The organism is Streptomyces sp. NPDC059743, from assembly GCF_042732975.1.
Taxonomy (GTDB): Bacteria; Actinomycetota; Actinomycetes; order Streptomycetales; family Streptomycetaceae; genus Streptomyces.
The window spans coordinates 465,615-491,700 of record NZ_JBHWGS010000003.1; the positions used below are offsets into that span (position 1 = coordinate 465,615).

At 69.1% G+C, this 26,086-nt stretch carries 22 protein-coding genes; 15 read left to right on the forward strand and 7 right to left on the reverse strand.

From position 1 onward, the window contains the following. Window positions 1-54: 54 nt before the first annotated feature. The 6 genes from ACFV6H_RS07815 to ACFV6H_RS07840 form a co-directional block, all read right to left on the reverse strand. Entirely contained in the window at window positions 55-888 is an 834-nt protein-coding gene (locus ACFV6H_RS07815; RefSeq protein ID WP_385539593.1) for a pentapeptide repeat-containing protein, read from the reverse strand. 81 nt (window positions 889-969) lie between these two features. Beyond that, window positions 970-3,636 carry an ATP-binding protein gene (locus tag ACFV6H_RS07820; protein WP_385539595.1) on the reverse strand — a complete coding sequence of 889 codons (2,667 nt, stop codon included), beginning with the start codon at window positions 3,634-3,636 and terminating at the stop codon, window positions 970-972. 171 nt (window positions 3,637-3,807) lie between these two features. Next, the gene (locus tag ACFV6H_RS07825; RefSeq protein WP_385539597.1) at window positions 3,808-4,905 is read right to left on the reverse strand and encodes a HesA/MoeB/ThiF family protein; all 1,098 of its coding nucleotides are present in this window, start codon (window positions 4,903-4,905) and stop codon (window positions 3,808-3,810) included. 47 nt (window positions 4,906-4,952) lie between these two features. Then, window positions 4,953-6,239, reverse strand: coding sequence for a M14 family zinc carboxypeptidase (locus ACFV6H_RS07830; RefSeq protein ID WP_385539599.1), 1,287 nt, complete (start codon window positions 6,237-6,239; stop codon window positions 4,953-4,955). A gap of 470 nt (window positions 6,240-6,709) precedes the next feature. Continuing rightward, complete coding sequence (locus tag ACFV6H_RS07835; protein ID WP_384790638.1) at window positions 6,710-7,915, reverse strand: esterase-like activity of phytase family protein; 1,206 nt, start codon at window positions 7,913-7,915, stop codon at window positions 6,710-6,712. Between the two features lie 192 nt (window positions 7,916-8,107). Next, on the reverse strand, window positions 8,108-9,049 hold the full coding sequence (locus ACFV6H_RS07840) for a hypothetical protein (RefSeq protein ID WP_385539602.1): 942 nt from the start codon (window positions 9,047-9,049) through the stop codon (window positions 8,108-8,110). A 421-nt stretch (window positions 9,050-9,470) separates the two neighbouring features. On the opposite strand from ACFV6H_RS07840, the gene ACFV6H_RS07845 reads away from it, so the two are divergent. The 14 genes from ACFV6H_RS07845 to ACFV6H_RS07910 all read left to right on the forward strand — a co-directional run bounded on the left by ACFV6H_RS07845 (window position 9,471) and on the right by ACFV6H_RS07910 (window position 23,843). Next, window positions 9,471-10,562 carry an amidohydrolase family protein gene (locus tag ACFV6H_RS07845; protein WP_385539604.1) on the forward strand — a complete coding sequence of 364 codons (1,092 nt, stop codon included), beginning with the start codon at window positions 9,471-9,473 and terminating at the stop codon, window positions 10,560-10,562. Between the two features lie 6 nt (window positions 10,563-10,568). After that, window positions 10,569-11,621 carry a hypothetical protein gene (locus ACFV6H_RS07850; protein WP_385539606.1) on the forward strand — a complete coding sequence of 351 codons (1,053 nt, stop codon included), beginning with the start codon at window positions 10,569-10,571 and terminating at the stop codon, window positions 11,619-11,621. After that, on the forward strand, window positions 11,618-12,304 hold the full coding sequence (locus ACFV6H_RS07855; protein WP_385539609.1) for an RraA family protein: 687 nt from the start codon (window positions 11,618-11,620) through the stop codon (window positions 12,302-12,304). The genes ACFV6H_RS07850 and ACFV6H_RS07855 overlap by 4 nt, the downstream gene beginning before the upstream one ends. After that, on the forward strand, window positions 12,301-12,987 hold the full coding sequence (locus tag ACFV6H_RS07860; protein WP_384790652.1) for an RraA family protein: 687 nt from the start codon (window positions 12,301-12,303) through the stop codon (window positions 12,985-12,987). Before ACFV6H_RS07855 ends, ACFV6H_RS07860 begins: the two co-directional genes overlap by 4 nt. Further along, window positions 12,984-13,619: a 4-carboxy-4-hydroxy-2-oxoadipate aldolase/oxaloacetate decarboxylase gene (locus tag ACFV6H_RS07865; RefSeq protein WP_385539611.1), complete on the forward strand. Its 636-nt coding sequence runs from the start codon at window positions 12,984-12,986 to the stop codon at window positions 13,617-13,619. The genes ACFV6H_RS07860 and ACFV6H_RS07865 overlap by 4 nt, the downstream gene beginning before the upstream one ends. A 6-nt stretch (window positions 13,620-13,625) precedes the next feature. Then, window positions 13,626-14,609, forward strand: coding sequence for a PDR/VanB family oxidoreductase (locus ACFV6H_RS07870; RefSeq protein ID WP_385539613.1), 984 nt, complete (start codon window positions 13,626-13,628; stop codon window positions 14,607-14,609). 101 nt (window positions 14,610-14,710) lie between these two features. Then, on the forward strand, window positions 14,711-15,886 hold the full coding sequence (locus tag ACFV6H_RS07875; RefSeq protein ID WP_385539615.1) for an ABC transporter ATP-binding protein: 1,176 nt from the start codon (window positions 14,711-14,713) through the stop codon (window positions 15,884-15,886). After that, entirely contained in the window at window positions 15,883-17,766 is a 1,884-nt protein-coding gene (locus ACFV6H_RS07880) for an ABC transporter permease (RefSeq protein ID WP_385539616.1), read from the forward strand. Before ACFV6H_RS07875 ends, ACFV6H_RS07880 begins: the two co-directional genes overlap by 4 nt. 17 nt (window positions 17,767-17,783) lie before the next feature. Next, window positions 17,784-18,881 carry an ABC transporter substrate-binding protein gene (locus ACFV6H_RS07885; RefSeq protein WP_384790666.1) on the forward strand — a complete coding sequence of 366 codons (1,098 nt, stop codon included), beginning with the start codon at window positions 17,784-17,786 and terminating at the stop codon, window positions 18,879-18,881. Window positions 18,882-18,899: 18 nt separating this feature from the next. Further along, window positions 18,900-20,009 (forward strand): ethanolamine ammonia lyase-activating protein, encoded by a 1,110-nt coding sequence (locus ACFV6H_RS07890; protein WP_385539619.1) that lies wholly within the window; start codon window positions 18,900-18,902, stop codon window positions 20,007-20,009. Between the two features lie 2 nt (window positions 20,010-20,011). Then, on the forward strand, window positions 20,012-20,350 hold the full coding sequence (locus tag ACFV6H_RS07895; protein ID WP_384790672.1) for a hypothetical protein: 339 nt from the start codon (window positions 20,012-20,014) through the stop codon (window positions 20,348-20,350). Next, window positions 20,340-21,497, forward strand: coding sequence for a Rieske 2Fe-2S domain-containing protein (locus tag ACFV6H_RS07900; protein ID WP_385539622.1), 1,158 nt, complete (start codon window positions 20,340-20,342; stop codon window positions 21,495-21,497). Before ACFV6H_RS07895 ends, ACFV6H_RS07900 begins: the two co-directional genes overlap by 11 nt. Then, a complete protein-coding gene (locus tag ACFV6H_RS07905) occupies window positions 21,497-22,237 on the forward strand; it encodes a class II aldolase/adducin family protein (RefSeq protein ID WP_385539624.1) in 741 nt (246 codons plus the stop codon). Before ACFV6H_RS07900 ends, ACFV6H_RS07905 begins: the two co-directional genes overlap by 1 nt. Before the next feature lie 4 nt (window positions 22,238-22,241). After that, window positions 22,242-23,843, forward strand: a complete 1,602-nt coding sequence (locus ACFV6H_RS07910; protein WP_385539626.1) for an ethanolamine ammonia-lyase reactivating factor EutA — start codon at window positions 22,242-22,244, stop codon at window positions 23,841-23,843. 69 nt (window positions 23,844-23,912) lie between these two features. Here ACFV6H_RS07910 and ACFV6H_RS07915 read toward each other — a convergent pair whose 3' ends face one another. Continuing rightward, on the reverse strand, window positions 23,913-24,722 hold the full coding sequence (locus ACFV6H_RS07915) for an IclR family transcriptional regulator (protein ID WP_385539628.1): 810 nt from the start codon (window positions 24,720-24,722) through the stop codon (window positions 23,913-23,915). A 57-nt stretch (window positions 24,723-24,779) separates the two neighbouring features. On the opposite strand from ACFV6H_RS07915, the gene ACFV6H_RS07920 reads away from it, so the two are divergent. Beyond that, window positions 24,780-26,048, forward strand: a complete 1,269-nt coding sequence (locus ACFV6H_RS07920) for an FAD-dependent oxidoreductase (RefSeq protein WP_385539630.1) — start codon at window positions 24,780-24,782, stop codon at window positions 26,046-26,048. The last annotated feature ends 38 nt before the right edge of the window (window positions 26,049-26,086 follow it).

Here is a 26,086-nt window from a genome sequence, read left to right on the forward strand (position 1 = left end):
GGGCGCGCCGTCGCCGGAGGGCACACCACCACCGGAGGCCACTGCCACCACCGTTTACCAGTGTGCGGGCCGGGTGAGGGCCGTGGGCAGTGCGGTGGTGGCATCGCCCTTCGCCGCATTGACCTGTGTCTGGACCAGAAAGAGCGCTCCGGTCAGATCGGCGCCCCGCAGATCGGTGTCCCTGAGGTCCGCGCCGATCAGATCGGCCAGCCGCAGATCGGCGTCCCGCAGATCGGCCGCGATCAGACACGCGCCACGCAGATCGGCGCCTCTCAGATCGGCGCCCTTGAGCTTCGCGCCGAGAAGGTCGGCGTTTCTGCGGTTCTTCTTTCTGCCGGAGACCTGGGCGCGTACCAGTTCGCTCGTCCGCAGCAGAAGCGGATTGACCGCCGCGCGCCGGGCCGCCATGTCCAGCTCCAGCAGGGCGTCGGCGTCGGTCAGAGTGAGCTGTTCCGTCGTGTCGAGCGCGTCGCGGAGCTCGCCGTACAGCGGGCGGGCCGACTCCAGTGTCAGGGCTTCGCCGAGATACCAGAGCAGCTCATGGAGCTGTCGCATCACCGGAAGCACGGCGAACATCCGCTCGGCGCTCCCGGGCGCCCGCCGCCAGTCCTGTCCGGCGAAGGTGATCCGGGAGACCTTCTGACCCGCCCCGAAACAGTCGTACACCGTGCATCCCCGGTAGCCCTGCTCCCTGAGACGCTGGTGGATTCCGCAGCGGAAGTCCGTCCGGAGATGCTGACAGGGCTCTCCGGCGTCCTTGTCGACGGGAAAGTCGGCCGAGGCCGAGAGCGTCAGCGCCACACAGCACAGCCCGAAGCAGTTCCCGCAGTCGGCGCGCAGAGCTGAGCCGGGCCGGTCCGAGTGCGGGTCGTCGGGCTGTACGGGCAAAGGTTCCGGTCTCCTGTCAGAGGTACGCGAAGCGCTACGGCACCGATACTGCCGGACCGGGTCCGCCCGGGCCACTGGTTTTCAGCGTCGTACGTGTGGAGCCTCCAGCGCCCGGCGCGCCCGTGCGGCGAGACCGTCGGCGCCACATCGCCCGGCCAGCTCCAGTCCGCCGGAGATTTCGGCCGGGAGGCCCGCCGCCATGCCGTACTCGACACGGGCGAGGGCCAGTTCGTACCGGGAGGGCGACGCTTCGAGATGCCCGACGGCCTGCGCCAGCAGCTCGGTCCGCGCCCGGCCCTCCTTCAGGGACGCCACACAGCGCAGCGCGACCCCGATGGCGGTGTGCGTACCGAAGCGTTCGGCCCGGTCACGGGCGTACGCGGCGAGCTGGGCGGCGCGGGCCGGATCCTCCTCGGCCAGCGCGTACGCGAGGTCGCACGCCCAGGGAGCCATCACGATGTTGTGCCGTCCGCGCTCCATCAACGCCAGCCCGGCCGCTTCCAGTTCGGCGACGGCCTCCTTCTTGCGGCCGAGTGCGAGCAGCAGGCGGCCACGGACGGAAGGCGCGTCGGGAATGACGATCGAGGAGGAGTACGGCGGGACGAACGCATGGCGTTCGGCCGCCTCCCGCGCCTCGTCGGCACGGCCGCGCGCGAGCAGTGTGTCGATCAGCATGGAGGCCGCGTCCCAGTGCATCGGCAGCCCGTTCCCGACCCGGTCGGCCAGCCGCAGGCTCTCGCGCAGATACGCCTCGGCCTCGGCGAGATCGCCGCGTCTGCGGTGGAGATAACCGACGAGCGCGTGGGCGAAGGCGAGATGGCCGCCGCTCCAGCCGGAGATCTCGAAGGCCCGCAGGCCCTCGGTGAACAAACTCTCGGCGCGGTCGAGCCGGTCGGCGAAGGCGTACGACAGTCCGAGCAGGGCCGGCGGTTCGAAGCCCCAGGCCGTGTCGGTCCAGCCGACTCCGGCCGCCAATCCGCCGTTCAGCAGGGCGCGTTCACCTATCTGGACGATCTCCTCGGCGCTCTCGCCGCGGGCCGTGCCGTCGAAGGCGCGCAGCATCAGCAGCACACGCTCGGTGTTGTCACGGCCGGTGAGTCCGGCGGCCACCCGGTCGAGACGGCGGGAGCGCCCAGGGCCGTCGTCCTCGATGGCCTGCACTCCCTCCCATAGGAAGTGGGCCGCCTGGAGCCGCATTCTGGCCGGGCCCTCTGCCGTACGGGCGACCTCCGCGGCCACCACATGGGCGGCGTCGCCGGTCTGGTTGTTGTGTGTCAGGGCCTGTGAGAGCCGGAACACCACATCGACACGGAGATCGTCGTCGAGCTGCTGGGTGTCGAGCGCCGCGCGCAGATGGCCGACCGTGGTGGCCGGTGAGGTGAGCAAGGTGGCACAGCCCAGCTCGTACAGCACTTCGGCCCGCACACTGAGCAACGGTGGTTCCTCCAGGGCGCGTTCGAGACAGCGCCGCGCGGCGTCCGGCGCGCCCACCGCGAGATGCTCGGCGGCGGCTTCGCGGAGCTGCTCGACCAGTTCGGCGTCGCCGTCCGGATGCACTTCGAGGAGGTGCGGCGCCGCTGCCGCCGGACCACGGCCACTGCGGGTGACCGCCCATGCGGCGAGGCCGTGCAGGGCGGTACGGACAGCGGAGGGAATGGCGCGGTAGACGGCGCCCGCGATCAGCGGATGGACGAACTCCATCGGGTCCACGCCCACCAGGATGCGCGCGGCCCGCAGCCGTTCGGCGCACCCGGCGGCCTCTTCATGGCTCATACCGGCCAGCGAGACGGCCAGATCGAGGGAGATGTCCGTACCGAGGATCGCGGCGGCCCAGGCGAACTTGGTGGTGGCCGGGCCCAGTTCCTCCAGCCGGGCGATCAGTCCTCTGCCCCGCGCCGAGGCACCGAGGGCGCGCAGCTCACCGGCGGACTCCTCGACCGGTTCGAGTCCGCAGTCCCCGACCTTGGCGAGCAGTTCGACGGTCTCGTACGCGTTGCCGCCGGTCACCGCCCACACCTCGCGGCAGAACGGATCGTCCGCGTGCTCGCCCAGCGCGGCGCGGGTGAGACCGGCCGTGGCGTCGGAGGTCAACTCCCGCAGACTGACCCGCAGTTTGGCCGCAGCACCGAGTGTCCGAAGATACTGCTCGGTCTCGCCGACGGCCTCCTCCGTGCGGTACGCGACGACCACGAGGACGGGCAGACCACCGGCCGGACGCTCGGCGAAGGAGGCCAGCCACGCGAGTGTCTCCAGATCGGCCCACTGCGCGTCGTCGACGATGAGGACCAGCGGTCCATGCGCCTCCACGAGCCGTTCGACCAGCGCGTCCAGCCCGTCCCTGACGCCCTGCGGATCGGCGTGCTGTTCGCCGGGCGGCGCTATGCCCAGTGCGGGACCGACGATCTCGTACCGGTCGCCGAGCAGTTCCCGTGCGTCCGGAGCGCCTTCGCCGTCCCGCTCGGCCATCGTCACGGCGGGCAGGAGCAGTTGCCGTACGACATGGAACGGGACGGAGGTGACGGTCTCACCGCCGCGCGCGGACCACACCGTACGGCGTCCGGTCGCCATCCGGCGTACTTCGGAGAGCAGCGCCGTCTTGCCGAGTCCCGCCGCGCCGCGGTAGACGAGCAGCCCGCCGGAGGGCTCTTCCGCACAGAGCGTGTCCACCGCGCGTGCCGCCGCCGCGAGTTCGGGCTCGCGCTCCAGCAGAGGGAGGGCGATCGAGTGTTCCGGCCGGTGCACCGGCATCCCTCCTTCTCTCGAACAGTGCGCAGGTCAAGTGTCGAGGGTAGCCGCGGAGTGCCCCGAGTGGACCTGAATCCGCACGAATTCGGCCGTTCGACTGCGCGTCGGACCGGACCGGGAGTACGGGCCATCGCCGTCCGTGTGTTCGCCTCTGTTCGTCAGGCGCGATCTTCGTCAGGCGCGCGGAGGTGTTCCACAGGCCGGGCAGTCCGGTCTGCGCTCGAAGCGCTCCTCCAGGGGCTCGGAGAGCGCCATGAGATTGAGGCCGAACCGGAAGCCGGGCTCCATCTCCGGTACGCCGGTCAGCAGCGCGATCGCGGCGTACACGAGGAGATGGCCGGAGAGCCCGGCGGTGACGGCGTTCACGGGGTTCCACTCCATCCTGGGCGAGGCCGCCTCCTCGTCCTGGCCCGCGCCGAGCCGCAGATCGCGCCGCTCGACCTCGCCCGCGCGGTGGCACTCCCAGCAGGCGCCTCGGCCGGGAGCATGGACGCCGACCGTGACCAGCGGACCGCGGTAGCCCGCGTCGAGCCAGGGAATCCCGGCGGCGAGACAGACCCGGTTGGCCCAGCGGCGGATCTCCGGCGGCCGGTCGGCGCAGAGCAGCAGCAGATCGTAGCCGGGCGCGAGCAGCGCGGCGAGATCGTCGGGGCCGTGCACCTCGCGCCGCTCCGCGGTCAGCGCCACCCGCGAGTTGACCGCCTTCAGGGCCGCTGCCGCCGCCGCTGCCTTGGGCCGGCCGATGTCACTCTCGTGGTAGAGCGGCTGCCGGTTGAGATTGGAGAGCTCCACGACATCGCCGTCCACACAGTGCATCCGGCCCACGCCCGACGCGGCGAGACCCTGGGCGGCGAAGCCTCCGGTGCCGCCGAGGCCGAGCAGCAGAACCCGGGCCGACCGTAATCGCGCCTGGAGCTCCCACGCCGTCGCGCGCGGTGAGAGATCCATCCAGCGCAGCAGCGTCACACCGCGGCTGTAGCGCTCGCGGTCCTCGTCGGTGAGCGCGGCGGAGGGCTCCGCTCCGGCGTCCTCCAGGAATCCGGCCTCGTACAGATCGTCCATCGCCTCGGTGACCGAGCTGGGCTCGACTCCGGGATGGCGGGCGAGCACCTGCGTGACCGCCTCGGCGGGAGCGCGGGTGCCGTCGAGCGCCTCGGTCAGTGTCCAGATCCAGCCGTCCGGATCGGTGACCTCGGCGCCGATTCCGTACACGACACTGCCGATCCGTACGTTGCCGTCCACCGTGCGGTACGCCCGGTGTTCGGGCTTCACCCGTGGCCGCCGTAATCCGGACACCGGTTCCGGACGCCCGTCGGGTGTCATGCCCGTACCGCCCTCGGCTCCCTGGACCGCTCGGCCAGCTCCGCGGCGGCCAGCACGATCCTGAACTGATGTTCCGCCTGGTCACGGACCGGAATCCAGCGGGCGCGGCAGTCGGCCTCGAAGGCGGCGCAGCGCTCGGTGAGGAACCGGTCCAGGGTGGAGCGTACTTCGGTCAGCGGCTCCGGGAGAGCTTCCGGAGGAAGAGTCTGGTGCAGCAGGCCCGCCGTACGGACGACGAGCCGTCGCGCGGCGATCCGCAGCGCCGTGATCCGCGCCCGGTTCATCGACGGCAGACCGGCCGCTTCCGGGGCCCACTCGTCGGCCAGTCCGGGACTGACGGCGAGATATTCGTCCACCGGCGCGAGCAGCGGGCCCGCGGTGGCGAGGAGGTGTGGCCGTACCTGCTCCAGCAGACCGGCCAGCGTCCGCGCGTCCTGCCGGAGCGTACGGCTGATGGTCTCCAGCGCGCCGTACGGATCGGGATGCGGTGAGGTGTCGCCGACTCCGTCGGCAGCCCACATCGGCGCCTCGACCACGGCGGTGACGGTGCCGTACGGATGTGGATGGAACCAGGTGGAGGTGGCGGTGGCGGCGGGCAGCGAGACGAACTGATCGGTCTCCTGCGGCCGTGGCATGTCATAGACACCCGGTCCCGGACTCGGCCAGAAGAACGCGTCGTACGGGCCCAGTTCCACCGGGATCCGGAGATCGGCGGCGGACTGTGCCAGCTCGTCGGAGAGTCCGGGCAGCGCGCGGGTGAGCTGTACGAAGCTGCCGCCCACGTCCACGCCGTGCAGCGAACACTGGAGATAGGGCCGCAGTTCGTCCTGGAGACCGAGCAGGGCCCGGGTCTCCGGCATGGGCTCCGCGCCGGGCTCGGTGGGCAGCCACTCGGGCTGTCCTGCGAAGCCCGGCCGGAAGAAGTTCCGGTAGTGCTGGGCGAAGGTCATCGGGCCCTTGAGCCACCGCTCGTTGCGGCGGGCTCCGTCGGGATCGAGACAGAGGACGAAGTGCCAGGCCGTGTCGGTGAACCGGGCGGGCCGGCCGGTCCGCAGCAGATACCGGGCCAGCCGCAGCACCGTGAGCCCTCCGACCGGTTCATTGGCATGCGGCCCCGCGACCACCAGCGCATGCCGGCTGCCCCGCCCCACGGACATCAGCCGGATCGGCTCCCCCGCCCGTGAGGTCCCGATGCACCGCAGAACCACCCGGTCGGGGTGCGCCGCGGCCAAGGCCGCGGCGCCGGAGGTCAGTTCATCGACCGTTGGATATCGCCCCGGCACGGCGACCCGTTCAGGAGCCGGTGGAATTGCTGTCGCCCGTTGTCTCTTTCCTGTCCAGCCGACGGATCTTGATCGTGGTCTGCTTGCGGCGTGAGGTGCTGTCGCTCTTGACCGTTCCGCTCATGAGCCGCTCCTTCGACATCACGGCGCCCAACTCCGCGTTGTGCACCTGATGTGATGTTCCGTCACGGAATGGGAGTGCGTCAACACCTGTGAAGGAGGACTCTTCATACGCCATCGCGACGGAACCGCGGCCCTTGGACATACGGACTCCTCGGCCACCGACTCGTTGCCCCAACCACGGGGATCGATACCTGCCGAGGGATAACGAAGGGATGACATAAGCCCTTCGGATTCGCATCGGGGAACCATGGGCATGCCATGGCCACCACTGCCCACCGCACGGCCGCCGCACGGTCACCGGGTGGCCCGCCGCCGACCGGATCAACGGTCGGCGGCCGGGCGCCGGTTCAGCGGAACGCGCGCCTGTCGGCGTTCAGCGGGTCCGTGAGACGGAGGGTGATGAACTCGTTGTTGTCCGCCTTGCCGGGCGTACGGCCCGAGGAGCCCGGGAAGTTGTTGTCGTTCATGACGGCCAGGGTGCGGTCGTCGATCAGCACGACGTCCTCGATCGTGGTGAACGGGAAGCGGAAGGTCTTCCCGAAGCCGCCGAGGCCCTTGGGGTTGGCGATGTCGAGCAGATCGGCGACCAGGGTCTTGTCCATGACGCCGTCGTGGTTCCGGTCGCGGTTGTCCGCCAGATAGATGCGCTTGAACTTGGCGGAGTCGCCCTGGCCGCCGTCGCGCTCGATCACCAGGAAGCGGTGGTCGTCCAGGGCGATCGCGTCACCGATGGCGTTGTCGGTCGACTCCAGGCGGTAGATCCAGCGCTTGCCGGTGTAGCGGCTCGTCCGCAGGTCGAACTCGCTCATCCGCAGATCGCCGGGCGTGCCGTCCGCCACCCAGCCTTCGAGCAGCGGGTAGAGATGACGGCCGTCGACGCCGCGGGCCATGCCCTCGAAGCCCTTGCTGCTGGGCAGGTTGGGGGCCGCGCCGTTCAGATACGGGTTCTCCGGCGCCTGAACTCCCTTGAGCGGGATGGGAGCCTGGAGAAGACGGCCCTTCGAGGAGAAGTGCAGCAGGAACGGGCCGAACTCGTCGCCCATCCAGTAAGTGCCGTCGGAGGCACGCACGATGGACTCGACGTCGAAGTCGGAGCCCGTCAGCACCCGGTCGGCGCGCGTGAGCGCGAACGGCACATGGCGGTTCGGGTCGCTCAGATAGAAGCCGCCGAGCACCTTGACCTTGCCGGTGCGCGTGTCCGGCTTGACGTGGTGGACGCGGAGCAGGAAGTCGGCGCTGTTGGCCTTGTTGCCGAAACCGTTGTCGGACAGCACGTCGTAGGTGCCGTCGTGCCGGTTGAGGATGCCGCTGAATCCCTGGACGGGCTGGCCGGGGAACGGCGCGGCGATGCCGTTGACGGGCGCCGTGCCGAGGGCCGCGCCGGAGACCGGGCTGCCAGGTACGTAGGTCTCGGCCGGCAGCGAGGCGAATCCGGTCAGGGTGGCCCGGCCGAACTCGGCGGGACGGTGGTGGTGGTCACGGTCGGCCACCGCGGGCGAGGCGAGACCGACGGTCAGCGCGACCGCGCTCAGTGTGATCAGGAGCTTGTTCATGGCACGGACGGTAGAGACGGCGCATGACGTATGCGCCAACGGCAGGCTACCCACGCACGAGCGGCAGACGGCCCGCCGACCGGCCGGCCCCGGGTCCCGGTTCGGGTCCGGGTCCGGGTCCGCGAGGCAGGCCGGCCGCCGCTCGTGTCCGCCGCTCGTGTCGTGCCGTCAGAACGTCAGAACACCGTCGTATCAGGACAGGTAGGCGTTACGCGTGTAACTCAGGCTGAACGTACCGGTGTTCTTGAAGTACTTGCTGATCAGATAGGCCGGGTCGCCCGCGATGGAGCCGGGCTGGAGGTCACTGCCGTCGTTCGAGTCGTCCCAGGCCCAGGGAGTGTGCGCGGCGTTGTCCGTGCCATTGTCACCGGCGAAGGTGCCCCAGGCGGCGTACGGAGGATTCGAGTTGCGGCGCTCCCAGAGACCGCCGGAGGAGAAGATGTCCACCAACGCGTAGGACGCGGCACGGTCGTTGCCGCCCGTGGGCACCGTACCGGCGGTGCGGCTGGGACGGTAGACGATGCCGTCGCCGCCCGGGAAGCTGCCTCCGCTCCAGTTGTACATCCCGTGGCCCTTGGCTTCCTGGAAGACGGTCGGGTGCTGGGCACCGTCGTGGGTCTCCATGAGCAGGGTGCCGTCGATGTTCTCGCGGTTGCCCTGGAACGGGCTGCCCGCCGGGATGTACGAGTAGTAGTTGTTGTGCGCCTGGGTGACGGCCGCCTGAAGAGTGCCGTAGGTGCTGCCGTCCTTGAGGACGACCTCGACGACGCCTTCCATGTCGTTCTCGTGCGAGGACAGCTTCCAGTCGCGCGGGTGGTAGAAGGCGTAGGTGATGTACCAGTGGGTCGAGGTCTCGACCACGGAGTAGTACGCCGTACCGGTCAGCCGGCGCGGATCGACGTCGAGGTTCTCCCAGTTGTTGAGGGTGTTCCAGTCGCCGTCGTAGTCCACGCGCGAGAGATAGTCGGCGGTGTAGTGGCCCGACGCGCTGTCCTGGTAGTGGACCGGGGCCCAGCGGTAGGCGAGGTCGGCGTCGCTGGGCCCGGCCGCTTGCGCCTGGACGGGCGCGGCGAGGAGTCCCGCGGAGAGGAGGAGGGTGACAAAGGCGGCACGGGCGGATCGCCGGAGCTTCACGGATTCTCCAGAGGTCGGACCCGGTCGTCGAACGACCGAGGGCAGTCCGGTGTGCGAACGGTCGTTACTTTCCGGCCGCCCGATGACGCACACCCCGTCACCGTCATGACGTGGACATGAAGATTATGGGACCGCTGAACACATCGCGGTAGCGCCGGCGAGCCCGGAGGCGAAGACCGGGACTCGCCACCTCCGGAGTGACGCATGTGGCCGTTTTGTGATGGCGAAGTCCGTACGGAGGCGGTGCACGGACGGAAATGTCGCCTAATGTGACGCTCAACCGGTCTGCACCCACGCCTCAGCGCACCCTTTGTCCCCACCGCGAGGCCCGACCCGGCAGCGAGGCGCCCTCGATGGCGGACCCATATACCTCTATGCGGAATTCTCGCACTACCTATTCCGTATAGGGCGCAGCGTCCTTATGGTTCAGGACACCCGGACAGGAGCCTCGGCGGCTCCACCGGCCACGGCGGGCATCGCCCGTTCCGGCCACAAGGAGGGCAGCGCCATCTATATCGACGTCCACGGGCATGTCACGGCCCCTGACAAGCTCTACGCGTACAAAGCCGGACTCCTCTCCCATCGCGGCGCTCACGGGCGCGGGCATGCGGGAGTGACCGAGCAGCATGTCGTGGAGGCGCTCAACGCGCCGCATCCGAGTTTCGGCAAGATCTCGCATCTGCAGCATCTCGACGAGGCCGGGGTGGACATCCAGTTCATCTCGCCGCGGCCGTTCCAGATGATGCACAGCGAGAGCCCGGCCAAGCTGGTCGAGTGGTTCACCGCGGAGACCAACGACGTCATCGCGATGTGCTGCGCGGCCGACAGCCGCTTCCGCGGTGTCGCGGGGATGCCGCAGTCGATGGAGCTCGATCCGGCCGCGTGGACCCGGGAGCTGCGCCGCTGCGTCAATGACCTGGGCTTTGTCGGCGCGACGCTGAACACCGACCCGTACGAGGGACTGCGGCAGCCGCCGGCCATCGGCGACCGTTTCTGGTACCCGGTGTGGGAGGCGCTCTGCGAACTCGACGTCCCGGCCATCATCCACTCGGCCGCCTGCCGTCCTCCGGCCCGGGAGAGCTACTCGCTCCACTTCGTCCAGGAGGAGACGCTGGCGGTGGCCGGACTGCTCCAGTCCACCGTCCTGGACGACTTCCCGGAGCTCAAGATCGTCGTGTCGCACGGCGGCGGGGCCGTCCCGTACCAGAAGGGCCGCTTCTATCCCGCGGCCCTGCGGGCGGGCACCACCTTCGAGGAGCGCCTGCGCCGCCTCCACTACGACACCTGCCTCTATACGCGCGACTCGATCGAATTCCTTCTGCGCACCGTCGGTGTCGACCGCTGTCTGTTCGGTACGGAGAAGCCGGGCACCGGCTCGGTGAAGGATCCGGAGACCGGCCGCTGGATCGATGACATCCATCTGCTCATCGAGGACATCGACTGGCTGACCGACGACGACAGGACAGCGCTGTTCGAGACGAACGCGGTCGAGCTGTTCCGTCTGGAGGTGTGAGGAGGCGTGAGCGACCTCGTACTGGGCGTGGGCACCTCCCACGGCCCTCTGCTGAACACACCGCCGGAGGACTGGGGCCTGCGGGCCGCGGCCGACCGGGCCAACAGGGCGCTGGTCTACCGCGGTGCGGAGTATCCGTACGACGACCTGCTGGCGCTGCGCGCACCGGGCTTCGCTGCCGAATGCGAGCTGGAGGTACGCCGCCGGCGCCACAGCGCGTGCCGTGAGGACATCGAGGAGCTGGGCCGGCGGATCAAGGCCGCCGCACTCGATGTCCTGGTGGTCGTGAGCAGCGACCACAAGGAGGTGTTCGGCGATGAACTGCTTCCTCAGTTCGCCTTCTACTGGGGCGACACGATGCGGCACGAGCCGTTCACCCAGGAGCAGCTCGACGGTATGAAGCCCGGGCTGGCCATCGCCGAGGTCGCCAATGTGCCCGCCAGGAGCACCGTCCGTCCCGGGCACTCCGCGCTGGCCAGGCATCTGATCGAGCAGACCTCGGCGGCGGGCTTCGACCCGGCCGCGTCCCGTGCGCTGCCGCCCGGCGAATGGGGCAATTCAGGCATCCCGCACGGTTGGGGCTTCATCTTCGAGCAGGTGCTCGGCGGCGGTGAGACACCGCCGACCGTGCCGGTCTTCGTGAACACCTTCTGGGAGCCGAACCCGCCGTCCGCCGCCCGCTGTTTCGACTTCGGCGTCGCCCTGGGCGAGGCGATCCGGGCTTTCCCGGCTCCGCTGCGGGTGGGGATCGTCGCCTCCGGCGGGCTGAGCCACTTCGTCATCGACGAGGAGCTCGACCGCGCCTTCATCACGGCGCTGACCGGCCGGGACAGGGACTATCTGCGCTCGCTGCCCGACGCGGTACTGCGGTCGGGAACCTCGGAGATGCGCAACTGGATCGTGGTGGCGGGAGCGTTGCACTCCTCCTCGCTCACCGCCGAACTGGTGGGCTACGAGCCGTGCTACCGCGCCGAGGCGGGCACCGGCTGCGCGATGGCCTTCATGAGCTGGCAGGACGAGACCACCGCTTCGGCGGGCGCTCGTAAGGACGGATCATGACGGCGCCGGACGGAGCGCGGACGCCCACCCTGGTGGAGCGGCTGCGGGCGCTGGACTCCTGTGCCGTGTCGGACGCGCTCGACGCGTACGGCCTGTCCACGGTGGTGCTCGGGCCCGCGCCGGTCTGGCCGGTGCCGTATGCCGTCGCCGGGCTGGTCCGTACGGTCACCGTCGGCCCGCGCCGGTCCGACCGGCCCGCCGGCCATGTCGCCGCCGCCGCCGTGGACATCTCGGGACCGGACGATGTGCTGGTCATCGCCAACGACGGACGTCCGGACGTGTCCTGCTGGGGCGGGATACTCAGCCGGGCCGCGCTCGCCCGGGGCATCGCGGGCGTGGTGGTCGACGGCGCCTGCCGGGACGCGAGCGAGAGCGCCGAGCTCGGTCTGCCGGTCTTCGCACGGGCCGTGGTGCCCGTCAGCGCGCGCAGACGTGTCGTCCAGTACGCGATGGACGAGCCGGTCGGGTTCGGCGACATCACCGTGAGCCCCGGCGACTATGTCGTCGCCGACGGCAATGGTGTCGCCTTCATACCGGGCGCCCATGCCGAGCGTGTGATCGCCTTCGCCGAGCGCATCGTCGCCCGCGAGGCGGCCATGGCCGACGCGGTCGCCCAAGGGCGGCCGGTCGCCGAGGTCATGCATGACAGTCAGTTCCCGACGACCGAGGAGTCCGGCGCGTGACCGACGAAACCGCCGCCCGTGAGCCGGCCTCGGCCGACGGCACGGCGCATCCCCTGTACGGCTACTCGACCGCCACGGTCGCCGACGCGCTCGACCGCGTCGGCAGGGACGGCTGTCTGCTCGGCATCGGCCCACTGTTCGACGGCGCGCGGATCTTCGGGCGCGCCTACACCGTCTCGTACACCACGGCCGGGCACCCGGCCGGCACGGTGGGCGACTATCTGGACGACATGCGGCCCGGCGATGTGGCGGTGCTCGACAACGGCGGCCGTACCGACTGCACGGTGTGGGGCGACATCCTCACCGCGATGGCGGACGACCGCGGTATCGCGGGCACGGTGATCGACGGAGTCTGCCGCGATGTGCGGCGGGCGCTCGATGTGGGCTATCCGCTCTTCACCCGCGGCCGTTACATGCGCACCGGCAAGGACCGGGTCGAGGTCCGTGACGTCCAGTGCCCGGTGAGCGTCGGCGGTGTCCGGATCGCGGCCCGTCAGCTCGTCATCGCCGACGCCGACGGCGCGGTCACCGTACCGCCCGATGTCGAGGACGACGTGGCGGAGATCTGCCACACCATCCATGAACGCGAGTCGCGCATCGTCGACGACATACTCGCGGGCCGCTCCCTGGCCGAGGCGCGGGCCGCCCACGGCTATCACCTGCTGCAGAGGAACCAGGCATGACGACCGCCCCGACCGATCCCACGGACACCGCCGTCTTCCTGCGGCTGGGGACCGCGACGCTGTACGAGGCGTCGAAGCTGGACTGCTTCCTTCCGCCGCGTATCCGGCCGGTCTGGCCGGGCGCCGCCGTGGTCGGCCGGGCGCTGCCGGTGACCACCGCGCCGGCCGACAATCTGCCGCTCCACATCGCGCTCGAACACGCCTCGCCGGGCGATGTGCTGGTGGTCGACGGACAGCGGGAGGAGTGCGGTTACTGGGGCGAGGTGCTCACAGCGGCGGCACAGGCGCGCGGAGTGGTGGGACTGGTGATCGACGGCGGTGTGCGGGACGTGGACCAACTGCGTGAGCGTGGTTTTCCGGTCTTCAGCTCCTCGATCGCGGTGCGTACGACGGTCAAGAACGACACGGGCACGGTCGGCGATCCCATCACTCTGGGCACCGCCGCCGTCAGCCGCGGAGATCTCGTCGTGGCCGACACCGACGGCGTTGTGGTGATTCCGCAGGCGTCGGTCGCGTCGGTACTGGAGCGCGGCAGGGCGCGCGAGGCCGCCGAGGCGGGCTATCTGAGCCGGATCGCCCAGGGCGAACTCACCCTGGACATCTACGGTTTCCGACCGGCCGGCACGGACTGAGCCGCCATGAACGATCTGGATCCACTCGCCGGCCGGCACCTGCTGGTCGAGCAGGTTCGTCTGGAGGCCGCGGGTGTCGTCTCGCTGACCTTGGTCGATCCGGACGGCGCCGAACTGCCGCCGTGGGCACCGGGCGCGCATATCGATCTGTTCCTGCCCAGCGGCACGGTCCGTCAGTACTCGCTGTGCGGTCCGCCGGACGATCGCCGCTCGTACACCGTCGCGGTGCTGCGTGAGGAACACGGCCGCGGCGGATCGGCGGAGGTGCATGACACCGCGCTGGTCGGCCGGTTGCTGCAAGTCCGTGGGCCACGCAACCACTTCGCCCTCGTCGGCGCGCCGCACTATCTCTTCCTCGCCGGCGGCATCGGTGTCACACCGATCCTGGCGATGGTCCGTCAGGCCGCCGCGGACGGCGCCTCATGGGAGCTGTACTACGGCGGACGCTCGCGCGCCGGCATGGCGTTCACCAAAACACTGTCGGCCGTCGACGCCGGTCGCGTCCATATCGTGCCGCAGGACGAACAGGGCATGCTGCCGGTCGCCGCGCTCGTCGGTGCCGCGCCTCCTGGCAGCACGGTCTACTGCTGCGGCCCGGAGGGCATGGTCCAGGCGGTCACCGAGGCCTGTGCGCGGGCCAGGCCCGTCACGCTGCATGTCGAACGCTTCGGCGCGCCGCCGGGCGGCGGGCCGGCGGACGCGCGGAGTCCGTCGCCCGGCGCGGGCCACTTCACCGTAGAACTGCGGCGCAGCGGACTGACCTTGGACGTCCCGCCGGAGCGCACACTGCTCGACGTGGTCCGCGAGGCCGCGCCCGATGTGGCGTTCTCCTGCGAGGAGGGCTACTGCGGCTCGTGCGAGACGAAGGTGCTCGCCGGTGTGCCCGAGCACCACGACACCGTGCTCTCGGACGAGGAACGGGAACGCGGCGACACCATGATGATCTGCGTCGGGCGGTCGGCCTCGGAGCTGCTCACACTGGACCTCTGACGGTCCCTATTCCATATCGAAGAACTTAGAGAACAAGTATTTCTCTATGAGGTATTCCTGGTTAAGGTCGCGTGAACCAGGACTGATCCGAGGAGTGCAGGATGTCGATGAGGGCGACCACACCGGACCGCCTCGAGGGCCGGATCACAGGCCCGGTGGACCAGGCTTCCGGTGAGCCCGCCGTACAGCTCCGGCTGTCCGGTGTGACCAGGAAGTTCAACGACGTCGTCGCTGTCGACCAGATCGACCTCGACGTCAAGCGCGGCGAGATATTCGCCCTCCTCGGCCCGAGCGGCTGCGGAAAGAGCACCTCGCTGCGGATGATCGCGGGCCTGGAGAAGATCGACCAGGGCTCGATCTCGATGCGTGACAGATCACTCGCCGATGCCGGCCGTGGCACCTTCCTGCCGTCGGAGAAGCGCAATATCGCGATGGTCTTCCAGTCCTACGCCATCTGGCCCCATATGACCGTCGCGCAGAACGTCGCCTTTCCGCTGCGTATGCGCCGGGTGAAGCGTGCCGAACGGCGCCGCAGGGTCGAGGAGATCCTGACGGTCACCGGTCTGGAGGCGCTGGCGGACCGGCCGGCCACTCTTCTCTCGGGCGGTCAGCAGCAGCGGGTCGCACTCGCACGGGCCCTTGTCTACACGCCTGACCTGCTGCTGCTGGACGAGCCGCTGTCGAACCTGGACGCGAAGCTGCGTATCCAGATGCGCCGCGAGATCCGCAGACTGAACCGGGAACTCGGCATCACGATGCTCTTCGTCACCCACGACCAGGACGAGGCACTGTCCCTGGCCGACCGTCTCGCGGTGATGAACAAGGGCAAGGTCGAGCAGGTCGGCCGGCCCATGGACCTCTACGAGCGCCCGAAGACGGCGTTCGTACGTGACTTCCTCGGCCGGCTGATCGTCGTGGAGGGCGTGCTCACGGGAGACGCGTCGCGACGCCGGGTCCTGCTCGGCACCGGCGGCGAGTCGGCCGGTGAGATCCACGGCCCCGATGTACCGGCGGAACTGGGCGACGGCGACCGGGTGGGCGTGTATCTCAGGCCCGAGGACGTCGACATCAAGCCGGCCGCTCCCGGCGGCCCCGCGCCCAACCAAGTGGCCGCCCGGGTGCTGTCCTCCGTCTACCTCGGCGACAGCTTCGAGTACGTACTCGACATCGCCGGATCCAATGTGCTGCTCAGCGCGCCGCGCAGGGTGGTGCACCAGCCCGGTGACCTGGTCGTCGTCGAGGTCGATCCGCAGCGCGCGATGGTGTGGCCGCTGTGACCGGCCTCCTGCCGCCGGTGGCCCCGGACGCCGTCGAGCCGCTGCCCGGTCCGGTGAAAAGGCTGATCAGCGCGCGCCGTTCGAGCGGCTCCCGGCTGACCGGCACCGTCGTACTGCTGCTGGTGGCCGCCGTCACCGTCGTCCCCATCACACTGCTGCTGCTGAACAGCCTCAATGTCGCCGATCCCGGCGATCCGGCCACCTACGGCCTGGACAACTGGCGGCAGGCCTTCGCCAACGGCGCGATGTGGGAGTCCGCCTGGAACACACTGCGGCTGGGCGTACCGAGAGTGCTGCTCGGCATGGTGATCGCCACGGTCGTCTCCTGGCTGATCGCGCGCACCGATATGCCCGGCGGCAAGATCATCGAGGTGTTCCTGTGGTTCTCGTTCTTCATCCCTTCACTCTCGATGACCCTGGGCTGGATCTTGCTGCTCGATCCGGCCAACGGTGTGGTCAATCAGGTGATCAGGATGGTTCCGGGGCTGGGTGATCTGACCCAGGGCCCGCTGAACATCTACAGCTACTGGGGCATCATCTGGACGCATCTGACCGCCACCACCGTACCCATCATGGTGATCCTGCTGGTGCCGGCGTTCCGCAGGATGAGCCGCTCCATGGAGGAGGCCGCGCAGACCTGCGGCGCCAGCCGGCTGCGTACCCTGGTGAGTGTCACCGTGCCGATGATGCGTCCGGCCATCATCGCCGCCACGCTGCTCAGCTTCGTCTACTCGCTGAAGACCTTCGAGATCGAGCTGCTGCTCGGCACACCGATCGGGCTGAACGTCTACTCCACCCAGATCTACAACTGGCTCCAGTCGTCGCCTCCGCAGTTCGGCACCGCGACCGCGCTGGGCTCGGTGTTCATCCCGATCCTGATCATGCTGGCGATCATGCAGCGGTTCGCCGTACGGAGCCGCAGTTACGTCACCATCGGCGCGCACACGTACAACGACGAGCCGATCCGGCTGGGCCGCGTACGCCGCTGGGTGGTCGCCGGAGTGCTCTCGCTCTACGCGATCATCACCGTGGTGCTTCCCATGGGCGCGATCGTACTGGGCTCGTTCATGCGGCGGTTCGGATTCTTCCAGCTGACCAATCCCTTCACCACGGAGCACTGGTCGGCGCTCTTCAACGACAACCTGTTCGCCTCCTCGGTGCGCAACACACTGATCATCGGTCTGATCGCCACCCTGGTCGGTGTGCTCGTCTACTTCGTCATCGCCTTCGTCATCGTCCGCAGCGAACTGCCCACCCGGGGCGGTGTCGATGTGATGGCCTGGCTGCCGGCCGCCGTACCGGGCATGCTGCTGGGCCTCGGACTGCTCTGGGTCTATCTCGGCACTCCGCTGCGCACCGTGCTGTACGGCAATCTCTTCGGCCTGATCATCGCGCTGGTGATCAGCCATATGGCCACCGGTACACAGCAGTTGAAGGCCGCCATCCTCCAGGTGAGCCCCGATCTGGACCGGGCGGCGCGGATCTGCGGCGCCACTCCGGTGCGCGCGTACACCTATATCCTCTTCCCTCTCCTCGGCCCGTCCGTGGCCGCGGCCGGAGTGCTCACCTTCCACTCCGCCGTGAGTGACGTCAGCACCGTCGTCCTGCTCAGCAGCAACGACTCCCGGCCGCTGTCGATCCTCCTCCTCGAATACAGCACCAGCGGCGTACTCGAACAGGCCTCCGTGCTGGGCGTCCTCATCAGCGCGCTCACCGTCGGTGTGGCGCTGCTGTCCCGGGTGCTCAGCGGCGGCCGGCTGCGCAAGACACGGCCGGGACGCCGTCTCCGGGTGACCGGCGGTACCGCGCCGTCATCCCTCTCCGCAACGAAAGCAGGTGCGTCATCAAAAGATTCATCGCTCACCACAACTGGAAGCTGATATGCGCGGGCGCCGCGGTGGCCCTCGTCGCGACGGCGTGCGGCGACGGCTCGACCAGCACGACGGCTGGCAGCGCTCCCGCTGATGTCAGCAGCTCCTGCCCGGATCCCTCGGGCGCGCTCGTCACCAAGGCGAAGAAGGAGGGCACGGTCGTGATGTCGGGCCCGCCCACCGACACCGTACGGCAGCAGCTGCCCAAGGCGTTCGAGCAGACCTACGGCATCAGCCTCGACTACATCGGCACCAGCGGCAAGGACAACGCGGCCCGGCTCCAGTCCGAGCGGCAGGCCGGGATCTACTCCCAGGACGTGTTCCTCGGCGGCGCCGACACCATGGCCAACACCTACCACGCGCAGAACTGGATCGCTCCGCTGACCGGCGTACTGCCCGCTTCGGAGCTGGACCCGAAGGGATGGCGTGGCGGGACCGTCCCGTTCGTGGACGCGGACAAGAAGATCCTCAGCATCAGCAAGTACGTCAGTGTGCCCATCGTCATCAACACCGACCAGGTGAAGGCGGACGAGATCACCTCCTGGAAGGATCTGCTCGACCCGAAGTGGAAGGGCAAGATCGCCACCATCGACCCGCGGAGCCCGGGCGGCGCGATCTACAACGTGGGTATGTTCCAGGCGGCCGACGGCTACGGCGACGCGTTCGTCAAGCAGCTGTACAAGGACCAGAAGCCGATCCTCATCACCGACTCCCGGCAGGGCACCGACGATCTGGCCAAGGGCAAGTACCCGATCGCCCTGGGGCTGGGCCAGCTCGACGTCGACACGGCGGCGGACGACGGGCTGCCGGTCAAGGTCGTCATGCCGGACCTGCTCCAGACCACCAGCGGTTTCGGCTTCCTGGCCGTCTCCGACAAGCCGCCGCACCCCGAGGCCGCCAAGGTGCTGGCCCAGTGGCTGGCCTGCCCGGACGGCAACAAGGCGTGGAACGACGCGTACGGAAGCATCAGCGCCCGCTCCGACGTCAAGCCGCCGGCCGATCTGCCCGCCTGGCAGGTCCCGCAGGACGGTGTGGACTACTTCAACACCAACTCCTGGGAGTTCCTCACCAAGGGCGTCAAGGACGCGACGGAACTGATCAAAAGCCTCATCGGTTCGAACTAGCGCACAAGGAGACATCAGATGAGCGTGGCCGAGACCGAGTTGCCCACGATCAAGCGCCCGACGGCCTACGAGCAGTGGCTGACCGATGAGGGACTCACGGTCGTGGAAGGGCTGTTCATCGAGGACCTCCGCACCGTCGAGCTGGGCACCTGGGAGCGGCGTGGCTGCCGGGCGGCGGTCGCCCGGCTGGAGGGCACCGAGGATGTCAACGACGCCCACATCATCGAGATCGCCCCGGGCGGTGAGATGGCACCCGAGCGTCATCTCTACGAGGAGATCACCTATGTCGTCTCCGGCCGGGGTTCGACCACGGTGTGGAACTCCGCCGGGACGCGGACGACATTCGAGTGGAACGCGGGCAGTGTGTTCTCCGTACCGCTCAACGCCTACGCGCAGCACTTCAACGGCAGTGGGTCGCAGCCGGCCCGTTTCTACACCGTGACCAGCGCGCCGCTGGTGATGCGGATGTTCCACAACCGCTCGTTCATCTATGACTGCGACTTCGACTTCACCGACAGATTCGGGTCGGACAAGGACGACTTCAGCGGCGCGGGCACGGCCTATCAGTCCCGGGTGTGGGAGTCCAGATTCATCCCCGACGCGGCCGGTATCGAGCTGAAGTCCTGGGCCGCCCGCGGCGCTGGCGGCAGCAACGTCATGCTGGAGATCGCCGACAACAGCCTGTGCGGCCATGTCTCGGAGTTCCCGGTGGGTACGTACAAGAAGGCCCACCGGCACAACGCCGGCGCCCATGTGATCATCCTCGGCGGTACGGGCTTCTCGCTGCTGTGGCGTGAGGGCGAACCGGTACGGAAGGTCGACTGGCGGCAGGGCTCGATCGTGGTGCCGCCGGAGCGGTGGTTCCACCAGCACTTCAACACCGGTACCACGCCCGCCCGTTATCTCGCACTGCGCTGGGGCAGCAAGAAGTATCCGCTGTTCAAGCAGTTCCTCATCGACCGTCCCACCACCGAGGGCGGCGACCAGATCGAGTACCAGGACGAGGATCCGTCCGTACGCGCGACATTCGAGGCCGAGCTCGCCGAGCACGGTGCGAAGAGCCGTATGGACGAGGTCTACGAACGGGCCGCGCGGCTCCAGGACCGGGCCGCCGGTCGGAGCGGCTGACAATGATCAGCCTTGAACGGAGTTTCGACGAGGACTTCTCCCCCGCGGCGGACACACCGACACTGTCGGTCGACTTCTGGAGCTATCTCAACGCGCTTCAGGCACGGCTCGGCTGGTCTCCCGCCGAGGACAGGGCCTGGGAGTACCTGGAGGAACTCGAGCGCGACATCGAGCCGCTCATCGAGGCCCTCCCGGGCGCGGACGCCACACCGTATCTGCGCCGACTGGCCGACACCTGGGCGGCGCGGGGCACCGGGGAGCGCGACGACCTCCGGCGGCGTGTCGCCGCCATGCTGCGGCAGGCACTGCGGAATCAAGAGGAGCATGACCATGATCAGTGAAGCCGAGAACGAATTTCTCACGCGCGTCGGTCCGGGTACTCCGGCGGGCGATCTGCTGCGGCGGTACTGGCAGCCGGTCGCCGTCACCGCGGATCTTTCAACAGAGAAGCGGACCAAGCGGATCCGGGTGCTGGGCGAGGACCTAGTGCTCTATCTGACCGACGAGAACACCTACGCCCTGGTCGCGGAGGCGTGCGCACACCGTCGGGTGTCCCTCTACTACGGCTTTGTCGAGGGCTGCGAGATCCGCTGCCCGTACCACGGCTGGAAGTACGACCGTACCGGTCAGTGCCTTGAGCAGCCTTTCGAGCAGGAGAACCGGCGGGCCCGCGAACGTGCCCGGATCGCCGCCTATCCGGTACAGGCCTACCGCGGCATCGTCTTCGCCTATCTGGGCCCCGGCGACCCGCCCGTACTGCCTCGCTGGGATGTGCTCGACCGGCGCGACGGCCACCTCACACTGTTTGTCGAGGAAGACCTCCAGTGCAACTGGCTCCAGCCGATGGAGAACGCCGTCGACACCGTGCACACCTTCTGGCTGCACGGACACACCATGCGGATGAAGGGCATCGACCGCGGCAGCTACTACTACCGGCCCATCGAGAAGTACTCCTTCGAGCAGTTCGAGTGGGGCATCATCAAGCGCCGTGTCTACCGCGACAACACCGGTGAGCTGGAGGAGGAGACGGGACATCCGCTGGTGTTCCCCAACATCCTGCGGCTGCCCGAGGGCCCGTTGCAGGCGATGCACTGGCGGGTGCCGGTGGACGACGAACACACCATGCTCATCCGGGCCGGTCTGCTGCCGGACAAGCCGGGCGAGGAGCGGGTGCACGACGAGGAACCTTCCGTCGTGCGCGTCCCGTCGGAGATGACGGCCGACGGTGACCACGCGATGAACACCTTCACCAGCCAGGACCGGATGGCCTGGGAGACACAGGGCGCCGTCTACGACCGCACCAAGGAGATGCTCGGCGCGGAGGACAAGGGCATCGCCATGTACCGCAGGCTGCTGCGGCAGCAGATCGAGCGGGTACAGGCCGGAGAGGACCCGATGGCGCTGATCCGCGATCCCGCCCAGGCCGTGGTCACCTTCGACGTGTCCCGTGGCCAGGCCCGGGTGGCCGTGGCCGAGGGCCGGGTGTGATGACGTCCACGGCCGAGCCCGTGGCGGCGGCCGAGCGCATCGCGGCGGCCTGCCGGGTACTCGGCCGGCTGGGTCTCACCCGCGAACCGGCCGGCCACATCAGCATGCTGCTCGCCGACGGGACCGTCGCGATCAAGGCCCGCGGGCCTTCGGAGTCCGGTCTTCGGTTCGCCGGCGCGGAGGATGTCGTGGTGGTGGATCCTGACGGGACACCACGCTCGTCCGCGCCGGGTCTTGAGCCGCCACGGGAACTCGCGATCCATCTCGCGGTGTACCGGGCACGTCCGGATGTCACCAGTGTGGTGCATGTCCATCCGCTGATGCCGGTGCTCTTCGGTATCTGTGATGTGCCGCTGCTGCCGGTGATCGGCGCCTACGACCCGTACGCCCTACGGTTGTTGGACCGAGGCGTGCCCACGTTCGAGCGCAGTGTGCTGGTGACGACTCCGGAGCTCGGGGACGCGATGGCCGCCGTGCTCGGGTCGGGCGCGGTGTGCCTGATGCGCGGGCACGGTGTGACGGCGGTGGGCGCGAGTCCGGAGGAGGCGGCACTGAATGTCATCAAGCTGAGCGAGCTGGCCGAACTCAACTACAGGGCGCGGCTGCTCGGTGAGCCGAGGCCGATCGGGAAGGCCGAGTACGAGGAGATCGTCGGTACGGGCCGGACCCGGCCGGAGCTGATCGACTCGGCGTGGCGCTTCTACCGGCGGCTCGCCGAAGAAGGGGCCGAGGAGGGATGAGGCCATGCCGAACAGCGCCCTGACCGGGACACACCACCACGATCAGCACCACCACGGTCACACCGACACCCATGACGACCACGCCCACGCCCACGCCCACGCCCACGACCATGACCATGACCATGACCATGACCATGGTGTGACCATCGGGACCGACGATCCGGACCATCCGCTGTGGGAGCGCGATCAGATCGTCCTGACCAGTGTCGGCATCGATATCGGCTCCGCCACCAGCCAGTTGCTCTTCTCCCGGCTGACCCTGCGCCGGCTGGGACGTGAGCTGTCCAGCGCCTTCGCCGTCGTGGACAAGCAGATCGTCCATGAGTCGGCCGTCGCCCTGACGCCCTACGCCGAAGGGCTGCGCATCGACGAGAAACGCCTGACGGCCCTGGTCGACCAGGCGTTCCAGGACGCCGGCATCCGGGCCGACGAGGTCGACACCGGTGCGGTCATCCTCACGGGCGAGGCCACCCGGCGCCACAACGCACGTGCCATCGCCGATCTGTTCGCGGCCCGGACCGGGCGTTTCATCTGCGCCACGGCCGGCCATGACATGGAGGCCACGCTCGCCGCCCATGGCTCGGGCGCGGTGGCCAGGAGCGAGCGCGACCGCGCGCGGGTGCTCAACATCGACATCGGCGGTGGCACCACCAAGCTGTCGGTGGCCGAGGCGGGCACCGTCCGGTCGACCGGCGCGCTGCATCTCGGCGCACGGCTGATCGTGGTCGATGCCTCCGGACGGATCGTCCGGCTGGAGCCCGCGGGCCGGCGGCTGGCCCTGTCGCTGGGCCTGGACTGGTCGTCGGGCGACCGGGTCCACGCGGCCGAACTGGCCGAACTGGCGGCGCTGATGGCCGACACCGTCGTCGCCACGGTCAATGGAACTCCCGCTCCGCTCGACGGTCTCGACTGGCTCCGGCTCACCGAACCGCTGACCGAGCACGGTCCCTACGATGCCGTTGTGTTCTCCGGCGGAGTCGCCGAGTACGTCTACGGCCGTGAGTCCCGGGAGTTCGGCGATCTGGGGCCGCTGTTCGGCCGCGCGCTGGCCGAGAGGTCGGGCAGGCTGCCGGGCCCGGTGGAGGACGGTGGCGGGACGATCAGGGCGACGGTGCTCGGGGCGTCCCAGTACACCGTGCGGGTGAGCGGGAACACCATCCACATCAGCGATCCGGACCTGCTTCCGCTGCACAATCTGCGGGTGGTCCGGCCCGAGGTGGAGCTGGCCGAGACGGTCGATCCCTCCTCGGTCGCGGAAGCAATCGGAACACATCTCGCTCGTCTCGATGCCGATCCGGCCGACGCGCTGGCCCTGGGATTCCGGTGGAACGGACTGCCGAGCTTTCCGCGCCTCGACGCTTTTGTCGAGGGCATCCGGCGCGGTCTGAGCGCGCGGATCGCGGCGGGCGGGCCGCTGTGTCTGCTCTTCGAGGGCGATATCGCCAGAACGGTCGGAGGCATTCTGCTCGACCAGGGCGTCACGGTGCCGGTGATCTCCGTCGACGGCATCACGGTCGGCGAGTTCGACTTCGTGGACATCGGCGCGGTGCTGCCCAAGTCCGGGACCGTACCGGTCTCGCTCAAATCGATGGTGTTCTCGCTGTGAACGGCGGGCCGGCGTGGGCCAGACCGCCGCCGTGGCACCGGACGTCCGGCGCGGAGCCGGAAGCCCGGCTCAGACCGTCTCGTTGAGCGCGTCATGCACCGAGAGCTGGGCCTCGACCAGCATCGGCGCGAGCTGCCGGGCCTGGTCGACGGTCTCCAGCCGGGAGTGCGGCACGGCCACGGCGATCGCCGCGAGCGGATAGCCGATGAGGTCGTAGATCGCCATTCCCACGGCGCTGATGCTGCTCTCGCCCTCTCCGAAGTTCACCGCGTAGCCGAGGTCACGGATCCCGTCGAGTTCGGTCTCCAACTGGCCCCATGTTCCTATGGAGTTGGGCGTACGGGTGTCCAACTGGCGGGTGGGATAGCGCCGGCCCAGGTCGGTGGGAGGCAGCGCCGCCAGGATCGCCTTGCCGCCCGCCGTGCAGTGAGCGGGCAGGACGATGCCGGTACGGGTGGCGACACGCACCGAGCGTGAGCCTTCCACACAGTCGATGAACCGTACGGAATCGCCTTCCAGCAACAGCAGACTGGCCGTCTCCTGAGTGTCCTCACTCAGCTTTTCGAGTACGGGCCGGGCCGCGTGCCGGATATCGACCCGGCCGATGGCGGAAAGCCCGATTTCGAGCAGGGCGCGGCCGGGACGGTAGACACCGTTCGGCTTGTCCTGGGTCACGAAGCCCTGCCGGCGCAGTGCGGTCAGCAGCCGGTGTGCGGTGGACCGGGCGACGCCCAAGTCGTCGGCGGCCTCCGCGACACGCAGCGCGCGGCGCTCGCTGATGAGATGCAGCAACTGGAGGGCGTTGTCGACCGATGAGAGGCCGGACTGTGTGGAGTACGGGACGGCGCGGTGGGGTTCTTCGTGGACTGAGTTCTTCATATCGGAATAGTAGCGTCAACTCTTTCGGCGCACGGAATAATCACTAAGGTTTGGGCTATGACATTCGTGTCGAATCATCGTGGGCTGCCTGTGCTCATCCTCGGCGGCGGCCCCGTCGGCGTCACCGCGGCCTGGGCTCTCGCCCGGGCCGGCGTACGGGTCCATCTCATCGAGCGGGAGCCGGAGCCGCGCACGGACTGGCGTGCGTCGACGTTTCATCCGCCGACTCTCGAACTGCTCGACGAACTCGGCCTCGCGGCACAGATGCACACCGAGGGGCTCGCGGTGCCGCGCTACCAGTACCGCGACCGGCGCGCGGGGCTGGTGGCCGAGTTCGACTTCACACTGCTGAAGGAGGAGACGAAGTATCCGCACCGGCTCCAGCTCAACCAGCAGCATCTGGTCCGGATGCTGGTGGAGCGGCTCGCGGACGAGCCGAACGCCACTCTGCACTACGGCATCGAGGCCACGGCGATCCGGACCGGCGACGACGGTGTGGTCGTGGACGGACGGGGACCGTCGGGCGAGACGAGTCTGCGCGGCTGCTTCCTGGTGGCCGCCGACGGTGCGAGCAGCACGGCCCGAGGACTGCTCGGCGTGGAGTTCAAGGGCTTCACCTATCCCGAGCGATTCCTGATCGCCAGCACCTCGGCCGACTTCCGCGCGCTCATACCCGACATCGCCGATGTCAACTATGTCGCCGACCCGGACGAATGGCTCTTCCTGCTGCGCACACCGGAGTCCTGGCGCGCGGTGTATCCCGTGCCGCCCGGCCAGACATACGAGAGCGCCACCGATCCGGCGGAGATGCAGAGCCGCCTCCAAGGCATCGCGGCCCTCCCGGGCGGCTACGAGATCGGCGACCGCCAGATCTACCACGTCCATCAGCGGGTGGCGGACTCGTTCATATCCGGGCCGTGCGCGCTGATCGGCGACGCCGCGCACATCAACAGCCCGCTCGGCGGCGTGGGCCTCAACAGCGGTATCCACGACGCCGTCGACCTCGCCCGCCGACTTGTCCGTATCGTCCTCGACGGTGCGGACGAGGACGCCGAACTGGCGGCCTTCGCCGAGGTGCGCCGCCGGGTCGCCGTCGAGTACGTACAGGCCGACACCAAGCGCAACACCGAGCGGATCAGCGAGCGCGACGAGACCAAGCGGCAGGCCAACCACCAGGAGCTGCGTGCCGTCGCGGCCGATCCCGAGCGGGCACGGGCCTGGTGCCGGCGCGCCTCCCTGCTGGAATCGGTGGCCCGCTTCGGGATCGGCCTGCCACCACAGGAGGTCCGCCGCCGGATGGACGCGGCGGCCCACTCCACTCCATGAAGGAACTGCCGCCGTCGGCCCGGCCGGGCCCGGCGCGG